The organism is Streptomyces sp. NPDC005962 (genome assembly GCF_040629205.1).
Lineage (GTDB): Bacteria > Actinomycetota > Actinomycetes > Streptomycetales > Streptomycetaceae > Streptomyces.
Genome location: NZ_JBEXVE010000037.1, coordinates 1 through 17,288, shown reverse-complemented (window position 1 = coordinate 17,288; position 17,288 = coordinate 1). Strand labels below are relative to the sequence as shown.

The window sequence follows — 17,288 nt, the reverse complement described above, 5'->3', positions numbered from 1 at the left end:
GTCGTTCCTGCCGGTGTGCTCAGCCTGCCAGGCAGGAGGCCCCGAGCAGCACCTTGAGGTCGCCGAAGAGCGCCGGGTCGGGGGTGACCCGGTGCTTGTCGAGCCGGAGCACGGTGGTCTTGCGCGCTCCTTGGAGCTTGATCCGCACTTCGGTCGAACCGCGGTGGTGGGTCAGCACCTCGCCCAGCTTCTCGACCAGCGGCGGGGTGACCTTCACGGTCGGAATGGTGATCGTCACGGGGGCGTTGGCGCCCGCCTCGGACAGGTCGGGGACCATCATCTCCATGGCGACCAGCCGCGGAATGTCCTCCCGCTTGTCGAGGCGGCCCTTGACGAACACGACGACGTCCTCGACGAGCTGGGTGGAGACCAGCTGATAAGTGGCCGGAAAGAACATGCACTCGATGGACCCGGCCAGGTCCTCGACGGTCGCGATGGCCCAGGCGTTGCCCTGCTTGGTCATCTTGCGCTGCAGGCCGGAGATGATGCCGCCGATGGTGACGATCGCGCCGTCGGCGTGCTCACCGCCGGTGAGCTGGGAGATGGCGGCGTCGGCCTTGTCGTTGAGGACGTGCTCGATGCCGAAGAGCGGATGGTCGGAGACGTAGAGACCGAGCATCTCGCGCTCCTGGGCGAGCAGATACGCCTTGTCCCATTCGATGTCGGAGAACTCGATGTCGAGCCCGAAGCCCGGCGCCTCCCCGTCTCCGCTCTCGCCGCCCATGCCGCCGAAGAGGTCGAACTGCCCCTCGGCCTCCTTGCGCTTCACCGCCACCACGTTGTCGATCATCGTTTCGTAGTGCGCGGTGAGGCCCTTGCGGGTGTGGCCCATCTCGTCGAAGGCGCCCGCCTTGATGAGCGATTCCGTGGTGCGCTTGTTGCAGACGACCGCCTCGACCTTGTCCAGGTAGTCGGGGAACGCGCTGTACTTCCCCTTGGACTTGCGGCCGCGGATGATCGCTTCCACCACGTTCTGACCGACGTTACGGACCGCCGTCAGACCGAAGAGGATGACGTCGTCACCCTGGGCGGTGAAGTTGGCCTCGGACTCGTTGACGTTCGGCGGGAGCACCTTGATGCCCATGCGGCGGCACTCGTTGAGGTAGACCGCCGACTTGTCCTTGTCGTCGCGGACGGAGGTGAGCAGCGCCGCCATGTACTCGGCCGGGTAGTTGGCCTTGAGGTACGCGGTCCAGTAGGTGACCAGACCGTACGCGGAGGAGTGCGCCTTGTTGAACGCGTATCCGGCGAACGGGACCAGCACGTCCCACACCGCCTGGATGGCCGCGTCGGAGTAGCCGCGCTCGCGGCAGCCCTTCTGGAAGGGCACGAACTCCTTGTCCAGGACCTCCTGCTTCTTCTTGCCCATCGCCCGGCGCAGCAGGTCGGCCTGTCCGAGCGAGTACCCCGCGAGCACCTGGGCGGCCTTCTGCACCTGCTCCTGGTACACGATGAGGCCGTGGGTGATGCCGAGGACGTCCTTGAGCGGCTCCTCCAGCTCGGGGTGGATCGGGGTGATCTCCTGCTGGCCGTTCTTGCGCAGCGCGTAGTTGATGTGCGAGTTCATGCCCATCGGGCCCGGCCGGTAGAGGGCCGAGACGGCGGAAATGTCCTCGAAGTGGTCGGGCTTCATCATGCGCAGCAGGGAGCGCATGGGGCCGCCGTCGAACTGGAAGACGCCGAGGGTGTCGCCGCGGCAGAGGAGTTCGAAGGTCGTGGGGTCGTCGAGGGTGAGGTCGAGCAGCTTGAGGTCGACGCCCTTGTTGGCGCGCACCATCTTGACGGCGTCGTCCATGATGGTGAGGTTGCGCAGGCCGAGGAAGTCCATCTTCAGCAGGCCCAGCGACTCACAGGTGGGGTAGTCCCACTGGGTCACGACCTGGCCGTCGTTCTTCGGCGAGAACACCGGGACGTGGTCGGTCACCGTCTCGCTGGACATGATCACGCCCGCGGCGTGCACGCCCATCTGACGGACCAGGCCCTCGATACCGCGCGCGGTGTCGATGACCTTCTTCACGTCCGGCTCGTTGTCGTACATCCCGCGCACCTCGCCCGCCTCGCTGTAGCGGGGGTGCTTCTCGTCGGTGATGCCGGACAGCGGGATGCCCTTGCCGAGGACGTCGGCGGGCATGGCCTTGGTGATGCGGTCGCCCATCGCGTACGGATAGCCCAGCACCCGGGCCGAGTCCTTGATGGCGTTCTTGGCCTTAATGGTGCCGTACGTGCCGATCTGGGCGACCTTGTCGGCGCCGTACTTCTCGGTGACGTACCGGATGACCTCACCGCGCCGACGCTCGTCGAAGTCGATGTCGACATCGGGCATGGACACGCGCTCGGGGTTGAGGAACCGCTCGAAGATCAGCCCGTGCTCGACCGGGTCGAGGTCGGTGATACCCAGGGCGTACGAGACGATCGAACCGGCCGCAGAGCCTCGGCCCGGGCCGACCGCGATGCCGTTGTTCTTGGCCCACATGATGAAGTCCGCGACCACGAGGAAGTAGCCCGGGAACCCCATCTGGATGATGACGTCCATCTCGTAAGCGGCCAGCTTCTCCCGGTCCTCGGGGACTCCGCCGGGGAAGCGCTGGGCCATCCCCTTGCGGACCTCCTCCTGGAACCAGGTGACCTCGGTGTACCCCTCGGGCACGTCGAAGCGCGGCATCAGGTCGCGCTTGTCGAACCAGCCGGCGTTGTCGACCTGCTCGGCGACCAGGAGGGTGTTGCGGCACCCCTCCTGCCAGGCGTCCGAGGAGTCGATGGCGTACATCTCCTCCGTGGACTTCAGGTAATAGCCGGTGCCGTTGAAGCGGAAGCGGTCCGGGTCGGAGAGGTTCTTGCCGGTCTGGACGCACAGCAGCGCGTCGTGCGCCACGGACTCGCGGGAGTAGGTGTAGTGCGAGTCGTTGGTGACCAGCGGCGGGATGCCCAGCTTCTTGCCGACCTCCAGCAGCCCGTCCCGCACCCGGCGCTCGATCTCGATGCCGTGGTCCATCAGCTCCAGGAAATAGCGGTCCTTGCCGAAGATGTCCTGGTATTCGGAGGCGGCCTTCACCGCCTCGTCGAACTGGCCGAGCCGCAGCTTGGTCTGGAGCTCACCCGACGGGCAGCCGGTGGAGGCGACCAGCCCCTCGGACCACTGGGCGATGGTCTCCTTGTCCATCCGGGGCCACTTGACGAAGTAGCCCTCCATATAGGCGTCGGAGGAGAGCCGGAAGAGGTTGTGCAGACCGGTCTTGTTGGTCGCCCAGAGGGTCTTGTGGGTGTAACCGCCGGAACCGGAGACGTCATCGCGCTTCTGGTGCGGCTGGCCCCACTGGACACGCCGCTTGTAGCGCCGCGACTCCGGCGCGACATACGCCTCGATACCGATGATCGGAGTGACCCCGGCGCCCGTCGCCTGCTGGTAGAAGTCATACGCACCGTGCAGGTTGCCATGGTCGGTCATGGCGATGTGCGTCATGCCCATCTCGTTGCAGGCGTTGAACATGTCCTTGAGCCGCGCCGCACCGTCCAGCAACGAGTACTGGGTGTGGACATGCAGGTGCGTGAAGGGCGGCTTGGTCACGGTGGCAGACCTCCGGCGAACGGTCGATGACAGCTGGGTGGGACAGGACCGAAGGTTACCCCTCCGGACTGACAGCGGACGGGCACGGGCGAGTAGCCTCAGGCGTTGATCCTCAGAGGGATCGTCCGGCCCGTCACGTACGTCGGAACGTATGTCGGACGGGATGAAAGACACCCTGTCGTATGAGTCACCACGCCGTAATCCCCATGCCCCAGGAGGCGCTCCGCGATGTCGACCCAGCAGACCCAGGCGGAACAGCGCGGCGAGCACATCCTCGCCGTCTTCGACACCGCCTTCGGCGAGCTGCTCGCCGCCGACCCGGCCGCCTTCCGGGTGAAATTCCGGAAGATGGCCGCCTCGGCGTTCGCCTTCTACCGCGGCACGGCCTGCCTGTTCTACTCCGACGTGGAGCGCGAGCGCGCCGGCGGCCCGTACCTGGACGACCGCACCAGCCGGGTGTGGATTCACGGTGACCTCCACGCCGAGAACTTCGGCAGCTACATGGACGCCAACGGGCGTCTGGTCTTCAACGTGAACGACTTCGACGAGGCGTACGTCGGCCCCTTCACCTGGGACCTCAAGCGCTTCGCCGCCTCCATCGCGCTCATCGGCTACACCAAGGCGCTCAGCGACGAGAAGATCACCGAGCTGGTGCGCGTCTACGCCGCCGCCTACCGCGAGCGCGTCCACGCGCTGGCCACCGGCGCCAAGAACGACGAGGTGCCGCCCTTCACGCTGGAGACCGCCGAGGGCCCGCTGCTGGACGCGCTGCGCGTCGCCCGCTCGCTGACCCGCTTCGGGCTGCTCGACTCGATGACCGAGATCCGCGACTTCGAGCGCCGCTTCTCGGCGGGCGGCGGCTCCATCGAGCTGGACGCCGCGACCCGCTACAAGGTGCTGGCCGCCTTCGACGGCTATCTGGAAACGCTTCCCGAGTCCAGTCTCGCGCGTCCGGACTCCTACCGCGTCAAGGACGTCGTGGGCCGCCGGGGCATCGGCATCGGCAGCGCCGGGCTCCCCTCGTACAACATCCTCCTGGAGGGCAACAGCGACGCCCTGGAGAACGATGTGGTGATCTACATGAAGCAGGCGCAGACCCCGGCGGTCTCCCGGCACATCACCGACGAGCAGGTCCGCGCCTACTTCCACCACGAGGGCCACCGCACGGTGATCTCGCAGCGCGCGCTCCAGGCGCACGCCGACCCGTGGCTGGGCTGGACCGAGCTGGACGGGGCCGGGCAGCTGGTCGCCGAGGTGTCGCCGTACGCGGTCGACCTGGACTGGAGCGACATCGACGACCCGGCCGAGATCGCCGCGGTCGTCGCGGACCTCGGACGGGCCACGGCCACCATGCACGCCGCCGCCGACGACCAGAGCGGCCACTCGCTGGTGCCGTTCTCCACCGAGCGCGCCATCGACGCGGTGATCGCCGCCGACGAGGACGGCTTCGGGGAGCTGCTGGTGGACTTCGCCCACACCTACGGCGCACAGGCCCGCGCGGACCACCAGATCTTCGTGGACCTCTTCCGCAACGGCCGCATCCCGGGCCTCTGAGCAACGCCGCGGGGTGCTCGCCGGACGGGCACCCCGCGCTCTGATGCCGCTCTTGATATCACTCCTACAGGCGAACGTGACACAATCCGACGTTATGGACGGGATGGGCAGCGCCGTCAGCACCGGCGGCACCGGGCCCCAGCTGAGGGCCCTGCGCGCGGCGCTCTTCACAGCGCTGTGCGTCACCCTGTCCTCGGCCTCCCACGTACTGCTCTCCCGCGTCCCGCTGCCGCTGCCCACGGTCGCGGTGCTCGCTGTGGCCGTCTTCGCCCTCGCCTACGCCCTCGCGGGCCGGGAGCGGGGCTTCTGGAGCATCGCTGCCCTGCTGGTCCCGCTGGAGCTGGCCGCCGACACGATCTTCACCACCGGCCAGGACGCCTGTTACGGGCAGTCCGGCGGCCCGGTGACCGGGCCCCTGCGCTCCATGGGCGTCGACCTGCTCTGCGGCAGCGGTGACGTGGGCACTCCGCTGGCCGGGATCACCCATCCGGGGGGCGGCACACCGCTGTCCGCCACCGTCGGCTCCGCCACCCCGTGGCTGCTGCTCGCCGCCCATGTGGTCGTCGGACTGACCGCCTCGGCCTGGCTGCGGCGCGGTGAAGCCGCCTTCGGGCGGCTGCTGTGGTCCCTCACCGGTTTCGCCTTCCGGCCGCTGCTGCTGGCCGTCGCGGTGGTCACCGCGGCCCTGCGGCCGCAGGCCCCGGCCGTGCATACGACGCGCCCGGCGCGTCCGGCCCCCGCGCTCCCCCTTCTGGTGCACTCCGTCGTGCGTCGTGGACCGCCCTGCTCAAGCGCCGCCTGAGCACAGCGTTTCCCTTCCACGTACGCACTCACGACCAACGTAAGACGACGGAGATCGATCACTTATGAGCAACCGCAACAGCCACCAGAACAAGCAGGCCGCGCGCGAGCGGCTGCGCGCCGAGCGCGAGCGTCAGGCCAAGAAGGACCGGGTGCGCCGGCAGCTGTTCGTCGGCGGCGCGGTCGTCGCGGTCCTCGCGATAGCGGGCGGCATAGGCTACGCCGTCACCAACATGAACACCTCCGACAACGTCAACCAGAAGTGGCGGGCGGCGGCCGAGAAGAAGCCCCTGACCAAGCCCGCCAACACCAGCGGTCCCCAGGGCACCACGGTCGTCATCGGCGACAAGAAGTCCAAGAACACGCTGCACGTCTACGAGGACATGCGCTGCCCGGTCTGCGCCCAGTTCGAGAAGTTCACCGGGCCGACCGTGCTCAAGGACATCAAGGACGGCACCTTCAAGGCGCAGTTCACGATGGGCACCTTCCTCGACGACAACAAGCAGATGCCCGGCGCCGGCTCGAAGAACGCCCTGAGCGCGCTCGGCGCGGCGCTCAACGTCAGCCCGCAGGCCTTCCTGGACTACAAGACGGCGCTGTACTCCCCGAAGAACCACCCCGAGGAGACCGACGACGCGTTCGCCGACAACCAGAAGCTGCTCGACGTCGCCCAGCAGGTCAAGGAGCTGAAGGGCAACGCGGCCTTCGAGAAGGCCGTGAAGAAGGGCACCTACGACCGGTGGGCGCTGGCCATGTCGAAGACCTTCGACCAGGCCAAGGGCGTCACCGGCACCCCGTCCTTCACGCTCAACGGCAAGAAGCTGGAGACGGGCGGCAACCCGCCGATGACGCCGGACCAGTTCACCCCGCTCGTCCAGCAGAACCTCAAGAAGTAACCGCCCCGCACCGCCCGGGTCCACACCGCCCGGTCCGCCGCCCGGTCCGCCGCCCGGTCCGCGCGGGCGCGCCCCCACGGGAACACCCCGGGGGCACGCCCGCCGGCCCGGCGGTGACCGGGCGGCGACGCCTGGGCGAACTTGTCCCCGGAGCCCTGCCCTCCGGCCCTACTTGCCAGTAATCTCGTCGGCCGTGACCGACGCCAAAAACCACATATCCCGCCGCAGCGCCGTCACGGCCGTAGCGGCCACCGCCGCCTTGCTGCCCCTGGCCGCCCAGTCGGCCGCCCACGCCGACACCGGCCCCGCCTTCCTCCACGGTGTCGCCTCCGGCGATCCGCTGGCCGACGGCGTCCTGCTGTGGACGCGCGTGACCCCCACCCCCGACGCCGTGCCAGGTTCCGGTCTCGGCCCGGCCGTCGAGACCGGCTGGGAGGTCGCCACGGACCGGGAGTTCCGTACGGTCGTCGCCCACGGCACCGTCAAGGCCACCGCCTCGGCCGACCACACCGTCAAGGCCGATGTGCGCGGACTGCGCCCGGCCACCGACTACTTCTACCGCTTCCGCGCCGACGGCGGCACCTACTCCCCCGTGGGGCGCACCCGCACCGCACCGGCGGCCGACGCCACGGCCGCCGGAATCCGCTTCGGCGTGGTCTCCTGCGCCAACTGGGAGGCGGGCTGGTTCTCCCCGTACCGCCATCTGGCCGCCCGCACCGACCTGGACGCGGTCCTGCATCTGGGCGACTACATCTACGAGTACCAGAGCGGCGAATACCCCGAGACGAAGAGCGTCCTGCGGCAGCACGCCCCCACCCACGAGATCATCACCCTCGCCGATTACCGCACCCGGCACGGCAGATACAAGACCGACGCCGATCTCCAGGCGCTGCACGCCGCGGTGCCGATGATCGCCATCTGGGACGACCACGAGTTCGCCAACGACGCCTGGTCGGGCGGGGCCGAGAACCACACCCCCGGCACCGAGGGCGCCTGGGCGTCCCGGATGGCCGCCGCCAAACAGGCGTACTTCGAGTGGATGCCGGTGCGCCCCTCCACTGCGGGCACCACCTACCGGCGGCTGCGCTACGGCACCCTCGCCGACCTCCACCTGCTCGACCTGCGCTCGTTCCGCTCCCAGCAGGCGGGCGTGGGCAGCGGCGCGGTGGACGACCCGGAGCGCACGGTCACCGGGCGCGCCCAGCTCGACTGGCTCAAGTCCGGGCTCTCCGGCTCGGACACCACCTGGCGGCTGGTGGGCAACTCGGTGATGATCTCACCGGTCGCCTTCGGCGCGCTCCCCGCCGAGCTGCTCGCCCCGTTGGCCGAACTCCTCGGGCTGCCCAAGGAGGGCCTGGCGATCAACACCGACCAGTGGGACGGCTACACCGACGACCGGCGCGAACTCCTCGCCCACCTCACCGGGAACGCCATCGGCAACACGGTCTTCCTCACCGGCGACATCCATATGGCGTGGGCCAACGACGTACCGGTGAAGGCCGCGACCTACCCGCTGTCCGCCTCGGCCGCGACCGAGTTCGTGGTCACCTCGGTGACCTCGGACAACCTGGACGATCTGCTCCACGTACCGGCGCACACCGTCTCCCTGGCCGCGGCCGCCGCCCTCCGCGCCGCCAACCGCCATGTGAAGTGGCTGGATATGGACGCACACGGCTACGGCGTGCTCGACGTCACCGCCGAGCGGGCCCAGATGGACTACTACGCCGTCTCCGACAGGACCGACCCGCACGCCACGGCGTCCTGGGCCCGGTCCTATCTGACCCGCTCCGGCACCCAGCGCGTCGAGCGCGCCGACAAGCCGGTGGCCTGACGCGGAGGGGGTGTCTTGCCGGTCATGCCGGGCTCCCGACAAGACACCCCCTACCCCACCTCGTCGAGGAAGCCGAGCGCCACCCGCCAGGTGGCCTCGGCGGCCTCCTCGTCGTAGTCCGGCAGCTCCGGGTCGGTGTACAGATGCCCGGCCCCCGGATAGCGGAAGACCTCCACATCGGCCCCGGCCCGCCCCATCCGCAGATACCAGGCGTTCAGCCAGTCGTGTGGCTCGAACGGGTCGGGGTCGGCGACGTGCAGCTGCACCGGCAGCTCGTCGGTCGTCGTGCCGTCGGCGATGTCCGAGGTCCCGTGCAGCAGAAGCAGCCCGCGTGCCTTGTCGTCGGCCAGCGCCAGGTTCTGCGCGATCGAGCCGCCGAGCGAGAAGCCCGCGTAGACCAGACCGCGGTCCGAGACCGGCGCCGCGGCCCGCACCGCCCGCTTCAGCAGCTCGTCCCCGCCGGTCTCCTCCTTGAGGGCCATGCCCTCCTCGGCGGTGTCCGCCGTCCGCCCCTCGTACAGATCGGGTACGAGTACCTCGTGCCCCGCGGCGCGCAGCCGGTCCGCGGCCGCGTGCACCGCGGGCCGCAGCCCGTACAGGGAATGGAGGAGCAGGATCGGGGAACGGGACACGGTAGTCACTTCCTGGTGGGTGGAACGCGCTCCGCCCATCGTGCCAGGTACGGCCCAGGAAGGCGGAACCGAGAACCTCCGGCGGAAGGACGAGGAAGATCTTCATGGAGGACGTGCTGCGTCCGCTCATCGTCATCGGCGGCTCCCTCGCCATCACCCTGTTCATCGGATGGGGAGCCGACTGGCTGCTGCGGCGGATCGACGCCCGACACCCGGAAACGCCGCTGTGGGACCTGCTGCGCGGCTGTCGGCTGCCACTCCAGGTGACGGTGTGCACGGCGCTGTTGCGCGGCTCGTACGAGACGATCCACGCGCCCGCCGTCTCCGCGCACCAGACGGCGCTCGGCCGGCTGCTCACGCTGGTGCTGATCGCGGCGACCTCGTGGCTGGTGATCCGCGGCTCCGGGGCCATCGTGGAGTCCTCGTACTCCCGCTACGCGGCCAGCGCGCACGACGCGGCGCGGGTGCGGCGGGTGCGCACCCAGGTGACGCTGATCCAGCGCGTGGTGGCCGCGGTGGTCGGGGTGGTGGCGGCGTCGGCGATGCTGCTGACCTTCCCCGCGATGCGCGCCGTCGGCACGTCCATGCTGGCGTCCGCCGGAATCCTGGGCATCGTCGCCGGTGTCGCCGCCCAGTCGACGCTGGGCAACCTCTTCGCCGGGCTGCAGATCGCCTTCGGCGACATGGTGCGCATCGGCGACACGGTGGTGGTCAACGGCGAATGGGGCACGGTCGAGGAGATCACCCTCACCTTCCTGTCCGTGCGGACCTGGGACGAGCGCCGGATCACCATGCCGGTGTCGTACTTCACCAGCCAGCCGTTCGAGAACTGGTCGCGCGGCGGCGCCCAGAAGACCGGCACGGTCCTCTTCCACCTCGACCACCACGCCCCGATCGAGGAGATGCGGACGAAGCTGCGCGAGATCGTGCAGGAGTCCCGCGCCTGGGACGGCCGGGACTGGAGCCTGGTCGTCACCGACACCAGCCCGAGCACCATCGTCGTCCGCGCGCTGGTCACCGCGCGGGACTCCGACGACGCGTGGACGGTGCGGTGCGAGGTGCGGGAGCGGCTGATCACCTGGCTGCGGGAGGAGCATCCGTACGCGCTGCCGCGGATCACGACCGCCCCGGCGGCGCAGGCCCACGCGCCCGCATCGGCGCCCGCCCGCACCGGCCGCGAGCGTGAGGACCACTTCGCCCGCTTCGACAACGGCCTGCGCAAGCACTGAAAACCTGCGCAAGCACTGAAAAAAGGGGGCTAAGCCTCCGGCAGGGGGCGGCGCATCGCGCGGTGCGGGATGCCGCTGCCCTCGTCGAACTCCGGCCCGAACGCCTCGTACCCCAGCCGCTCGTAGAAGGCGAGCGCGTGCGTCTGCGCCTCCAGGTAGACCTCGGCCAGCCCCCGCCGCCCCGCCTCCGCCTCGACGGCGCGCACCAGCGCCGCCCCCAGCCCCGTGCCGCGCGCCGCGGAGGTCACCGCGAGGCGGCCGAGGACGGCGGTGGTCGCGCCGTTCACCCCGGCGCGGGCGTACTTCTTGTCGGCGGCCGCGCCGTGGAGGAACCGGACGGTGCCCACGGGGCGGCCCGCCGAGGAGGCCAGGAGGTGGACGGCGTGCACGTCGTACGCGTCCATCTCCTCCTCGACGGAGATGCCCTGCTCGGCCACGAAGACCTCGTGGCGCACGGCATGGCAGGCCGTGAGGTCGCCGTCGGTCACGACCTCGATCGCCACCGGCAGGCTCACGCGCTCTCCGACCGCACGATGTCCAGCGCCCGCTGGAGATCGTCGGGGTAGGTGCTCTCGAACTCGATCCAGCTGCCGTCGGACGGGTGCTCGAAGCCCAGTCGCATCGCGTGCAGCCACTGCCGGGTCAGCTTCAGCCGCTTGGCGAGCGTGGGGTCGGCCCCGTAGGTGAGGTCGCCGACACACGGATGGCGGTGGGCCGACATGTGCACCCGGATCTGGTGGGTGCGCCCGGTCTCCAGCTTGATGTCGAGGAGGCTGGCGGCGCGGAAGGCCTCGATGAGGTCGTAGTGGGTGACGCTCGGCTTGCCTTCCGCGGTCACAGCCCACTTGTAGTCGTGCTGGGGGTGGCGCCCGATCGGCGCGTCGATGGTGCCGCTGAGCGGATCGGGGTGGCCCTGGACCAGCGCGTGGTAGCGCTTTTCGACCGTACGCTCCCGGAACTGCTGCTTGAGCAGGGTGTACGCGCGCTCGGACTTGGCGACGACCATCAGCCCGGAGGTGCCCACGTCCAGCCGGTGGACGATGCCCTGGCGCTCGGCGGCGCCCGAGGTGGCGACGCGGAAACCGGCGGCCGCGAGCCCGCCGATCACGGTGGTGCCGGTCCAGCCGGGGCTGGGGTGGGCGGCGACGCCGACCGGCTTGGCGATGACCACGATGTCGTCGTCGTCATGGACGATCTCCATGCCCTCGACGGGCTCGGCGACGACCTGGACCGGCGGCGCGGCCTGCGGCATCTCGACTTCGAGCCAGGCCCCGCCGGAGACCCGGTCGGACTTCCCGGCGGTGCTGCCGTCGACCTGCACTTTCCCGGCGGCGGCCAGCTCGGCCGCCTTGGTCCGCGAGAAGCCGAACATGCGGGCGATAGCGGCGTCGACGCGCTCGCCCTCCAGTCCGTCGGGTACGGGCAGGGTGCGGATCTCGGGAATTGTACTCACCCGTCGAGTATGACGGACCGCGCGCACCGGTTCGTACGCCCGTCCAGCGGCGGGCCGGTGACGGCGGCGCCGCGCGTCAGTCCTTGTGGACCGTGCCGTCCGGGTCCAGCCCGCGGAACGACAGGATCACGATCAGGAAGCCGCCGCACACGATCGCCGAGTCCGCGAGGTTGAAGACCGCGAAGTGGGCGGGCGCGATGAAGTCGACGACCGCCCCCTGGAGATCGCCGGGCGTCCGGAAGACCCGGTCGGTGAGGTTGCCGAAGGCGCCGCCGAGCAGCATGCCCAGCGCGATCGCCCAGGGCAGGCTGTACAGCTTGCGGGCCAGCCGCGCGATGACCACGATCACCGCGGCCGCGATCACCGTGAAGACGATGGTCATCGCCTCGCCCATGCCGAAGGCCGCACCGCGGTTCCGGATCACCTCCAGCTGCAGCCAGGTGCCGATCACCTCGACCGGAGCGTGATGCTCCAGCTTGGCGACCACGGCCAGCTTGCTGCCCAGATCCAGGAGGTACGCGAACGCCGCGACCGCGACCAGCACCCCGATCCGCCGCCTCTTCCCGGCACCGGCCACGGCCCCGGCGGCGCTGGTCCCGGCGCCCTCCTCGGCCTTCCCCGCATCTGGCGTACCGATGGCCTGCTCCGCCTCTGTCAACGTGTGTCCCTCATCGTCCGGGCCAGTCTCCCCCTGGCTCAGACGAGGGTACGACACAGGCGTACGGACGGTCAGCGGCGCTCCTGACGCTGTTTGCACTCGACGCACAGCGTGGCGCGCGGGAACGCCTGCATCCGGGCCTTGCCGATCGCGTTCCCGCAGTTCTCGCACCGCCCGTACGTCCCGTCGTCCAGCCGCTCCAGGGCGCGCTCGGTCTGCTGCAGCATCTCGCGGGCGTTCCCGGCGAGGGCCATCTCGTGTTCGCGCGTGATGTTCTTGGTGCCGGTGTCGGCCTGGTCGTCGCCCGCGCCGTCGCCGGAGTCGCGCATCAGCCCGGTGATCGCCTGCTCGGAGGCGAGGATCTCGGTGCGCAGCCGGCCGGCCTCGGTCAGCAGCTCGGTGCGCGCCTCGTCCACCTCCTTGGCCGACCAGGGGTCCTCACCGGGGCGTACGGGCAGCTCGGCGGGGTCCACGGGCCCACCGGTCCCACGGGCCTTGGGCACGCCGGACGGCGGGAACGACGGTGCGGCCTGCTTGGCGGTCGGCGCGCCGCCCGGGGTCTTCTTCGCAACCACTTTCCTGGCTCCCGTCTTCTTGGCGGGCACCGCCTTCTTGGCCGGTGCGGCCGATGCGGCCTTCTTGACCGTGGCCTTCGTGGTCTTCTTGGCGGTGGTCTTCTTGGCCGTGGCCTTCTTCGCGGCCTTCGCTGCCTTCGCGGCCTTCTCGTCGGGTGCGGCGGCCGACGTGGCCTTCCCGTCCGAGGCGTTCTTCTTGGCGGACGCGGCCTTCGTCGCCTTCGCCGTGCTCTTCTGCACGGCGGTCTTCCTAGCCACCATGGCCGCGGCCCCTTCACATATTGTGATCTTGCTCGCGAATCGTTCCGGAACGATAAATCGACTCCGGGCACGCGGCAACGGGGCACGCCGCCCGATTCGCCCGGCTTGCCCGTACGACAATCCGGTCTCCAGCGTTGTGCCCCACCCGCCGCCCGGTAATCCGGCCGGGAACCAGTACCGGAGAGTGACGTGCGACGGCTCCCGCACTACAGCACCCGGCGTATCGGCATTCGGGTCATCCGGGGTCCACCCCTCCCCCGGTCGGCGCAGCGGGGAAAAGCGGTCGGCCGTTGTCCGCCCGGCCCCGTACACTGGGCGCAGCGAAAGGCGTGGATGGGGACGAGTAGCGTCGCAGGCGGCCACGAGCGACCCGGGGACGGTGTGAGCCCGGGGGCGAGCGCGATGTGAAGGATCACCCCTGAGCCGCCGGAAGAACACCCGCACTGGGCCAGTAGAACCGGCATCGCGACCCCAATGAGGGGGCCGGGAGCGCGCTGCTCGCGGCCAAGGAGGGTGGTACCGCGGGAGCGCTGACGGCTCTCGTCCCTCCGACGGAAACGACGAGACGTATCCGCCGGAGGACGCATTCCGATGACGCAGTACCGCCAGGTGCCCGCCCAGGTCGACCTGCCCGCTCTTGAGCACGCCGTGCTCGACTTCTGGCGCGAGAACAAGATCTTCGCCCGCACCCTCGAACAGTCCGAGGGCCGGCCGGAGTGGGTCTTCTACGAGGGCCCGCCCACCGCCAACGGCATGCCGGGCGCCCACCACATCGAGGCCCGCGTCTTCAAGGACGTCTTCCCCCGCTTCCGCACCATGCGCGGCTACCACGTCGCCCGCAAGGCGGGCTGGGACTGCCACGGCCTGCCGGTCGAGCTGGCGGTCGAGAAGGAGATGGGCTTCAACGGCAAGAAGGACATCGAGGCGTACGGCATCGCCGAGTTCAACGCCAAGTGCCGGGAGTCGGTGACCCGGCACACCGACGCCTTCGCCGAGCTGACCCAGCGCATGGGCTACTGGGTCGACCTGGACGACGCCTACCGCACGATGGACCCCGAGTACGTCGAGTCGGTGTGGTGGTCGCTCAAGGAGATCTTCAACAAGGGCCTGCTGGTCCAGGACCACCGGGTGGCCCCCTGGTGCCCGCGCTGCGGCACCGGTCTGTCCGACCACGAGCTGGCGCAGGGCTACGAGACCGTCGTCGACGCCTCGGTCTACGTACGCTTCCCGCTGACCTCCGGCCCGCTGGCGGGCGAGGCGTCGCTGCTGGCGTGGACGACCACCCCGTTCTCGCTGGTCGCCAACCTCACCGTCGCCGCCCACCCGGAGGTGACCTATGTGGTCGCCACGGACGGCGACGAGAAGCTGGTCGTCGCCGAGCCGCTGGTCGAGCAGGCGCTCGGCGAGGGATGGCGGACCACGGGTCAGAGCTTCACCGGTGCGGAGATGGAACGCTGGACGTACCAGCGCCCCTTCGACCTGGTCGAGATCCCCGACGCGCACTTCGTCGTCAACGCCGACTACGTCACCACCGAGGACGGCACCGGACTGGTCCACCAGGCGCCCTACGGTGAGGAGGACTTCAAGAGCAGCCGCGCCTACGGCGTGCCGATCGTCAACCCGATCCGCACGGACGGCACCTTCGAGGAGGAGCTCGACCTCGTCGGCGGCCAGTTCTTCAAGAAGGCCGACGAGGCGCTGGTCCGCGACATGGACGAGCGCGGTCTGCTGTTCAAGCACCTGGCATACGAGCACAGTTACCCGCACTGCTGGCGCTGCCACACCCCGCTGATCTACTACCCCCAGCCGTCCTGGTACATCCGCACCACCGCGGTCAAGGACGCGCTGCTGCGGGAGAACGAGAAGACCAACTGGTTCCCGGACTCGGTCAAGCACGGCCGCTTCGGCGACTGGCTGAACAACAACATCGACTGGGCGCTCTCCCGCAACCGCTACTGGGGCACCCCGCTGCCCATCTGGCGCTGCGAGGAGAACCATCTGACCTGCGTCGGCTCGCTCACCGAGCTGTCCGAGCTGACCGGCACCGACCAGACCGGACTCGACCCGCACCGCCCGTACATCGACGAGGTCACCTTCACCTGCCCCGCCGACGGCTGCTCGCTTCCGGCCGTGCGGGTGCCGGAGGTCATCGACGCCTGGTACGACTCGGGTTCGATGCCGTTCGCGCAGTGGGGCTACCCGTACCGCAACAAGGAGATCTTCGAGAAGCGCTACCCGGCGCAGTTCATCTCCGAGGCCATCGACCAGACCCGCGGCTGGTTCTACACGCTGATGGCGGTCGGCACGCTCGTCTTCGACCGGTCGAGCTATGAAAACGTGGTCTGCCTCGGTCACATCCTGGCCGAGGACGGCCGGAAGATGTCCAAGCATCTGGGCAACATCCTTCAGCCGATCCCGCTCATGGACCAGCACGGCGCCGACGCGGTGCGCTGGTTCATGGCCGCGGGCGGTTCGCCCTGGGCGGCCCGCCGGGTGGGCCACGGCACCATCCAGGAGGTCGTGCGCAAGACGCTGCTCACCTACTGGAACACCGTCGCCTTCCAGGCCCTGTACGCCCGCACCTCCGGCTGGGCGCCGTCCGCCGCCGACCCGGCCCGCGCCGAGCGCCCCATGCTGGACCGCTGGCTGCTGGGCGAACTGGGCACCCTCACCGAGCAGGTCACCCAGGCGATGGAGGCGTACGACACCCAGCGCGCCGGACGGCTGCTTTCGGCGTTCGTGGACGACCTGTCCAACTGGTACGTGCGCCGCTCGCGCCGCCGCTTCTGGCAGGGCGACGCGGCCGCGCTGCGCACCCTGCACGAGGTCATCGAGACGGTCACCCGGCTGATGGCCCCGCTGGTCCCGTTCATCACCGAGCGCGTCTGGCAGGACCTGGTCGTCCCCGTCGCCCCGGACGCCCCCGGCTCCGTCCACCTCACCTCGTGGCCGGAGGCCGACCAGGCCATGATCGACCCGGCCCTCTCGGCCCAGATGGCCCTCGTACGGCGCCTGGTGGAGCTGGGCCGGGCCACCCGGGCCGAGTCCGGCGTGAAGACCCGCCAGCCGCTCTCGCGGGCGCTGGTCGCCGCGTCCGGCTTCGAGTCCCTGGGCGCCGAGCTGCGCGCCCAGATCGAGGAGGAGCTGAACGTCTCCTCGCTCGCCACGCTCAGCGAGGTCGGCGGCTCGCTCGTCGACACGACCGCCAAGGCCAACTTCCGTGCCCTGGGCAAGCGCTTCGGCAAGGGCACCCAGCCGGTCGCCAAGGCCATCGCGGACGCCGACGCGGCCGCGCTCTCGGTCGCGCTGCGCGAGGGCACGGCCTCGGTCGAGGTCGACGGCGAGACCGTCCCCCTCTCCCCCGACGAGGTCATCATCACCGAGACCCCGCGGGAGGGCTGGTCGGTCGCCTCGGACTCGGGCGCGACGGTCGCCCTCGACCTGGAGATCACCCCGGAGCTGCGGCGCGCGGGGCTGGCCCGGGACGCGATCCGGCTGATCCAGGAGGCCCGCAAGAACAGCGGCCTCGACGTCGCCGACCGGATCGCCCTGCGCTGGCAGTCGTCCGACGAGGACCTCCGCCGGGCCCTCACGGACCACGCGACCCTGATCGCGGACGAGGTCCTCGCCACGGACTTCGCCCCCGGCGAGGCCGACGCCCCCTACGGCCCCCCCTTCGAGGACCCGTCCCTGGGCCTCACCTTCCGCCTCCACAAGGCATAACCCGGTTTCGGGGGGGGGGGGGGCCCCCCCCCCCCGGGGGGAACCCCACCCCCCCCAACACCCCCCACCCAAACCCCCCCAGGGCGCAACACCCCCCCCGGGGTTTTGGC

12 protein-coding genes are annotated in these 17,288 nt (G+C 70.0%); 6 read left to right on the top strand and 6 right to left on the bottom strand.

The features are described 5' to 3' along the window. Positions 1–19: 19 nt before the first annotated feature. Positions 20–3,565 carry a DNA polymerase III subunit alpha gene (gene dnaE / locus ABZ370_RS38290; RefSeq protein ID WP_358631207.1) on the bottom strand — a complete coding sequence of 1,182 codons (3,546 nt, stop codon included), beginning with the start codon at positions 3,563–3,565 and terminating at the stop codon, positions 20–22. Between the two features lie 228 nt (positions 3,566–3,793). Here dnaE and ABZ370_RS38285 point away from each other — a divergent pair, with 228 nt between their 5' ends. From ABZ370_RS38285 to ABZ370_RS38270, 4 genes are all read left to right on the top strand, one after another. Further along, the gene (locus tag ABZ370_RS38285; protein ID WP_358631204.1) at positions 3,794–5,119 is read left to right on the top strand and encodes a DUF2252 domain-containing protein; all 1,326 of its coding nucleotides are present in this window, start codon (positions 3,794–3,796) and stop codon (positions 5,117–5,119) included. Between the two features lie 94 nt (positions 5,120–5,213). Further along, the gene (locus tag ABZ370_RS38280; RefSeq protein WP_358631201.1) at positions 5,214–5,921 is read left to right on the top strand and encodes a hypothetical protein; all 708 of its coding nucleotides are present in this window, start codon (positions 5,214–5,216) and stop codon (positions 5,919–5,921) included. A gap of 64 nt (positions 5,922–5,985) precedes the next feature. Then, positions 5,986–6,816 carry a thioredoxin domain-containing protein gene (locus tag ABZ370_RS38275; RefSeq protein WP_358631199.1) on the top strand — a complete coding sequence of 277 codons (831 nt, stop codon included), beginning with the start codon at positions 5,986–5,988 and terminating at the stop codon, positions 6,814–6,816. 193 nt (positions 6,817–7,009) lie between these two features. Continuing rightward, positions 7,010–8,647, top strand: coding sequence for an alkaline phosphatase D family protein (locus ABZ370_RS38270; protein WP_358631197.1), 1,638 nt, complete (start codon positions 7,010–7,012; stop codon positions 8,645–8,647). Between the two features lie 50 nt (positions 8,648–8,697). On the opposite strand, the gene ABZ370_RS38265 is transcribed toward ABZ370_RS38270, so the two are convergent. Then, positions 8,698–9,318 (bottom strand): dienelactone hydrolase family protein, encoded by a 621-nt coding sequence (locus ABZ370_RS38265; protein WP_358631195.1) that lies wholly within the window; start codon positions 9,316–9,318, stop codon positions 8,698–8,700. A 65-nt stretch (positions 9,319–9,383) separates the two neighbouring features. On the opposite strand from ABZ370_RS38265, the gene ABZ370_RS38260 reads away from it, so the two are divergent. Next, the gene (locus tag ABZ370_RS38260) at positions 9,384–10,508 is read left to right on the top strand and encodes a mechanosensitive ion channel domain-containing protein (RefSeq protein ID WP_358631192.1); all 1,125 of its coding nucleotides are present in this window, start codon (positions 9,384–9,386) and stop codon (positions 10,506–10,508) included. A 29-nt stretch (positions 10,509–10,537) separates the two neighbouring features. On the opposite strand, the gene ABZ370_RS38255 is transcribed toward ABZ370_RS38260, so the two are convergent. The 4 genes from ABZ370_RS38255 to ABZ370_RS38240 form a co-directional block, all read right to left on the bottom strand. Continuing rightward, positions 10,538–11,023 (bottom strand): GNAT family N-acetyltransferase, encoded by a 486-nt coding sequence (locus ABZ370_RS38255; protein ID WP_358631189.1) that lies wholly within the window; start codon positions 11,021–11,023, stop codon positions 10,538–10,540. Next, positions 11,020–11,961 carry an RluA family pseudouridine synthase gene (locus ABZ370_RS38250; RefSeq protein WP_358631187.1) on the bottom strand — a complete coding sequence of 314 codons (942 nt, stop codon included), beginning with the start codon at positions 11,959–11,961 and terminating at the stop codon, positions 11,020–11,022. Before ABZ370_RS38250 ends, ABZ370_RS38255 begins: the two co-directional genes overlap by 4 nt. A gap of 76 nt (positions 11,962–12,037) precedes the next feature. After that, on the bottom strand, positions 12,038–12,619 hold the full coding sequence (locus ABZ370_RS38245) for a signal peptidase II (RefSeq protein ID WP_358631185.1): 582 nt from the start codon (positions 12,617–12,619) through the stop codon (positions 12,038–12,040). A gap of 71 nt (positions 12,620–12,690) precedes the next feature. Next, entirely contained in the window at positions 12,691–13,455 is a 765-nt protein-coding gene (locus ABZ370_RS38240) for a TraR/DksA family transcriptional regulator (protein WP_358631182.1), read from the bottom strand. A 591-nt stretch (positions 13,456–14,046) separates the two neighbouring features. On the opposite strand from ABZ370_RS38240, the gene ileS reads away from it, so the two are divergent. Further along, positions 14,047–17,178: an isoleucine--tRNA ligase gene (gene ileS, locus ABZ370_RS38235; RefSeq protein WP_358631180.1), complete on the top strand. Its 3,132-nt coding sequence runs from the start codon at positions 14,047–14,049 to the stop codon at positions 17,176–17,178. The last annotated feature ends 110 nt before the right edge of the window (positions 17,179–17,288 follow it).